We start from the raw sequence: 4,068 nt of genomic DNA, 5'->3' as shown, positions 1-4,068 counted from the left end.
AGCACCCCAGGTGGAATGACCACGGCATCACAGCGGAGAAGGAAGCGAAGATCCTTGCCGACTTGGCGAGCCGTGACGCATCAGCTCTCGAGGGTGAGGTGCGTTGATCCGGTGAGGCCGCTGGATACGGATGTTGCCGTGAATTCTTCGATTCGTTCGCCCAGGGCACGAGCTTCGGCAGCACTGCGGTAGTCGGAATGCGTGAGTTGGGCCCGGGCCGCTTCAAGGCGTTTCACGATGCCCGCACCACGCCATTCACTGGGTACGCGAAGGACCGGGTCAAGTGCTTCGCAGGCACCTGAGAGTTCGCCGCGCAGCAGCCGAGCCCGAGCCAAGTCGATGGATGCATGAGAAGAGATGGACAGCGGGCGTGCGGCATCCGGTTTTCCATCCAGGATTTCCAGAGCATGGCTGGCAGCCGCCTCGGCTTCCGAGGAAGCACCGAGCAGTAGATAACTGGTGGCATTGCTCATGGCCACACGTTCCGCCGGGAACGCGAATTCGCCCCCAAGACCGTCATGCAGGTCGTCGCGGGCGTCGGTGGCCGGTTCCAGGGATGCTCTCAGCGACTGTTCGGCCGCGACATGGTCGCCGAGGTGAGCATAGGCACGCCCTTCAATGGCAGCGAGCCGAATGATGGCCGTACTGCCGAGTCCGCCGAACTGCCTTCCAGCGCGGACGTGTTGGACGGCCTCCGCCGGACGGCCGCACCAGAACGCGATACAAGCGAGCATGCCGTTCGCATACGCCTGGAGCGGCCCGTATTCGATGATCTGGCCGTAAAGAGCGGAAGTACGAGCCAGCTGCACCGCCGGCGGAAAAGCCCCGAGGTCGAAGCAGACTGCCGACAGCATCGCAGCCGCCTGCCCCGCCGCGAGGTAAAGCCGCTCGCGCTGACGGGGAACTTGGGTGCGTTCCAACATGCTCTGGGAGATGAGCAACAACTCCTTGGCCCTGCGGTGCACTTCCAGCGGAGTGGTGTTGTGGTAGGCGCGTGCGAGAGCGGCAATGTCGTCATGGAGCTGGTCAAGGGTTATGTCCGGCACAGTCAGGGAGGCTGCGTCCGTCGCGTGCGCGGCGGCATCCCGAGCGGTCATGATGAGTTCGCTTTCGTCGAGCACGGATACGGCAGGGGCAGGATTGAGTGCCGTATCGGCGGGTTGGAACAAGGAACGGACCGAGTGTCCGTACATACGTTCAAGGATCATGGGTGCGGGCTGTTGAGGCAGTGTGCGTACCTGACCGGTTGTCCAGCGCCGGAAGGTCACTTCAGCGACGGTGGCAGTTCCGATGCTTGGATCCGACCGTAACGTGGCCACCTCTTTCGCCGCGCGCCCGTAGTCCCTCACGAACACGTCATAGGTCTGGTTCTGTTGTTCAACCAGGTGTCGCAGCAGTGTTCGTCCGGCCATCTTTCTCCTCCACCGTCTGTATTGGTGGTCGGGCCGCCGAGTGCGGGCCTCCGCACTGGTCACTCTTCCCGTACAACTGCCGTGCGCAACACCGTTTGCAGTAGTGGTGCCCGACTGACACTTGAGTGATCTCGATCTCCCCGAAAGGAGGTTGAGGTGATACCCGTCATGACATGGCCGTGGCCTGGAGAGTGGATGGAGTCTGTCCTCCCAAGCACCGATGCGCAGGCGACACATGTGCTCACCATGGCAGCCTTGCACTAACAGAGCGAGATCATCATGGGTATCGCAGGCAGACCAGCCGCCTCGGACGGGTGTCCGATGATGCAACGTTCTCTCCTTCCCGTCCGGCACCAGCTGGCGATCGGTGTGGCGCCACAGGCAATGGCAGTTCGGGAAGCCCGTCATCGGCTCGCAAGCACTCTGTCGACGTGGAACGTGCCCACCAAACAGATTTCATTGGTTGAACTGATTGCCAGTGAGCTGATGACAAATGCCCTACAGCATGCTCCTGGCGGTCACATCGGGCTCTTGGCGGCCGAGCGCGGGGGCCGCTTGCTCATCGAAGTCGAGGACGGTGGAGGGTCGTCCGTTCCGGCGATACAGGCGGGAGTGAACGGGAACTGTGAGTCGGGTCGGGGCCTGGCGTTGGTGGAGGCGTTGGCCGATTCGTGGTCATGGTGTGCTCTTCCGCAAGGAGGCCATGCCATTTGGGCCTGTCTCTCCAGCTTTGCCGGCGACATGGATCGGCAAGTACCCGCCCTCGACGCAAGCTCTTCAACCCGCCCATGACACCGCCGACAGCGAAGGCAATCGCATGACGTACGCGACATCCCCATGGCCCTCCTTTCTTTCTTCTGGGGCGGCGCTCTGGCTCGTTTCACGGGAACGACATCCGCGCGAGGCCCGCGAGGCGTGGGTGAGGGGAGCAACTGCCGTGCTACGAATCGGCGTTCATTTCGATGTTGTCCAGCTTCCGGCCGCTGTCGTCGAAAACGGTGTCCGAGACATCAAGGACCGATTCGCAATCGAGGATCACTTCCGTGCGGTCGGCATCACCAGCGCAGTGATCGTCTCCCGCATACAGACCCAGTACAGCGTGCTCGTACCCCCCGGCACGGCGAAGAATTGGATCGAGCCCGGCATCGAGTGCCTGGGCAAGAACCAATATGCCGACTACCTCGCCGTCCCTGTGCCGACTCGGAAGGAGCCTCCGGGTGCCTACTGGCTCATGCCCGCACCGGACGGCCCGGGCGAATTGTGTGATCCGGTGCGGATCCGCATGCTCATTCGCAAAGCGTGCTGATGCTGCCAGGCGTTCGCGGGGGGACAGCCCGGCGATCTGCTCCCTGTCCCGTCGACAGGCGGCCCGGACGGCCACCTGATCACCCCCCCTCTCAGGGGGTGGCAGGCGGATCGAGACCTCAGCCGGGCAGCCCCCAGAAAGATCCGTGCAGGCCGGCCTCCGCGAAGTAGGCGGTTGCGGAAGCGGGGTCGCGGCGGATGTAGCCCGGGTCCAGGCGTCCGGTGTACCAGTCACTGGCGAAGCGCCACAGGGTGGCCAGATCCATGACGTAGCCACGCTCCTGGCGCGCCTTGTGCAGCCAGGCGTCGACGCAGTCGGTGGAGCAGAACAGTCGCTGGTTGCCGCAGGTGTGCACGACGTTGTCCCAGACCCGGTTCATGGGGGTGAGGAAATGGGCCACCTGCTCGCCTTCCGGCGGCGCGTCTCGGCCGACGACCCAGGCGTGTGGGGTGTCGCAGGCCGGGCAGCGGGTGGCGACCAGGACGTCGGGCTCGTCATTGAGCAGGTGGGGCATGGCGAACGAGTCCCAGGCGCAGCCGCCCCACCACAGGGTGTGTGCCCCCATGACGGAGAAGCCGAGCGGCACGGACGCGAAGGGGTGGGCCATCACGATCTGGTCGCTGTTCTGCGGGTCCAGGACCAGATCATGACTTGCGTGAAGGACACGCAGTTCCTGACGCGCCTGGTCGGAGGTGAGCCCGGTGAGTGCGGCGAGTTCCGGCACGCTCGGTGCGTAGCCGGTGCGCGCGAATCCGTGGTAGATGGCCAGGCGGACCCTCTCCGTTCCGTGAAGGGCCGTCGGCGCTGCTGGGGCGTTCTCGGTCATTCTCGTGGCTCCTTCGCTGGTCGCGGTGCTGATGTCCAGCGTGCGCCTTGGGAGAGGCCGGGGGCCAGGACGTAGGGGGCGACGGCCACTTGGCGACAGCCCGCGGCGCGCAGGGCGCGTAACAGTCGGCCGGCAGGCACTGAACGCGGCCGCGTGATCCCCGGCCCGGACGGCGAAGGAACGGGCCGGGTGCCCGGTCAACTCCGCCACCCCGCCGGTGACTTCCGGACGGGCTGGACTGCCCGCCCGGAAAGGCGACCGCGGCGGAGGGGAGAGATACCGGGCGGGTCAGCGCTGGAGATCGGCGAGTCGCTGCCGGGCCTTGGCCAGTTTTGGACCGTATGTGGCGGGGTCGGTCTGGTTGAGTGCGGTGTAGATGTCGACCGCTTCCCGCACCAGCTGGATCGCGCGTGGCTTATCACCGGTGGCGATGAGGAAGTCCGGGGTGGGCGACACGAGCCATTCGGCCAGTTGTGGTCGGTAGGTGGGGTTTTTGGTGGCGAGGGGTCGTAGGTTTTCGATGG

At 64.9% G+C, this 4,068-nt stretch carries 5 protein-coding genes; 2 read left to right on the top strand and 3 right to left on the bottom strand.

Annotated features, from left to right (window positions below):
• Positions 1-80 precede the first annotated feature (80 nt).
• Positions 81-1,412, bottom strand: coding sequence for a hypothetical protein (locus tag ABCR83_RS32330; RefSeq protein ID WP_462698828.1), 1,332 nt, complete (start codon positions 1,410-1,412; stop codon positions 81-83).
• 279 nt (positions 1,413-1,691) lie between these two features.
• On the opposite strand from ABCR83_RS32330, the gene ABCR83_RS32325 reads away from it, so the two are divergent.
• Both ABCR83_RS32325 and ABCR83_RS32320 read left to right on the top strand, forming a co-directional pair.
• Entirely contained in the window at positions 1,692-2,204 is a 513-nt protein-coding gene (locus ABCR83_RS32325; RefSeq protein WP_462698827.1) for an ATP-binding protein, read from the top strand.
• The gene (locus ABCR83_RS32320; protein ID WP_462698829.1) at positions 2,095-2,718 is read left to right on the top strand and encodes a hypothetical protein; all 624 of its coding nucleotides are present in this window, start codon (positions 2,095-2,097) and stop codon (positions 2,716-2,718) included. Before ABCR83_RS32325 ends, ABCR83_RS32320 begins: the two co-directional genes overlap by 110 nt.
• 118 nt (positions 2,719-2,836) lie before the next feature.
• On the opposite strand, the gene merB is transcribed toward ABCR83_RS32320, so the two are convergent.
• Both merB and ABCR83_RS32310 read right to left on the bottom strand, forming a co-directional pair.
• Positions 2,837-3,544 carry an organomercurial lyase gene (gene merB, locus ABCR83_RS32315; RefSeq protein WP_462698826.1) on the bottom strand — a complete coding sequence of 236 codons (708 nt, stop codon included), beginning with the start codon at positions 3,542-3,544 and terminating at the stop codon, positions 2,837-2,839.
• A 288-nt stretch (positions 3,545-3,832) separates the two neighbouring features.
• On the bottom strand, positions 3,833-4,068 hold a 236-nt coding region (locus tag ABCR83_RS32310), incomplete at its 5' end, for a hypothetical protein (RefSeq protein ID WP_462698825.1).

Source organism: Streptomyces xingningensis (genome assembly GCF_054957865.1).
Note: the sequence above shows the minus strand (reverse complement) of the source record. Positions and strands in the feature narration are given on the sequence as shown.

Excerpts from the sequence above, each read along its gene's own strand:
- ABCR83_RS32325 (WP_462698827.1), top strand. The coding sequence starts at position 1,692 with ATGGGTATCGCAGGCAGACCAGCCGCCTCGGACGGGTGTCCGATGATG.
- ABCR83_RS32330 (WP_462698828.1), bottom strand. The coding sequence starts at position 1,412 with ATGGCCGGACGAACACTGCTGCGACACCTGGTTGAACAACAGAACCAG.
- merB (WP_462698826.1), bottom strand. The coding sequence starts at position 3,544 with ATGACCGAGAACGCCCCAGCAGCGCCGACGGCCCTTCACGGAACGGAG.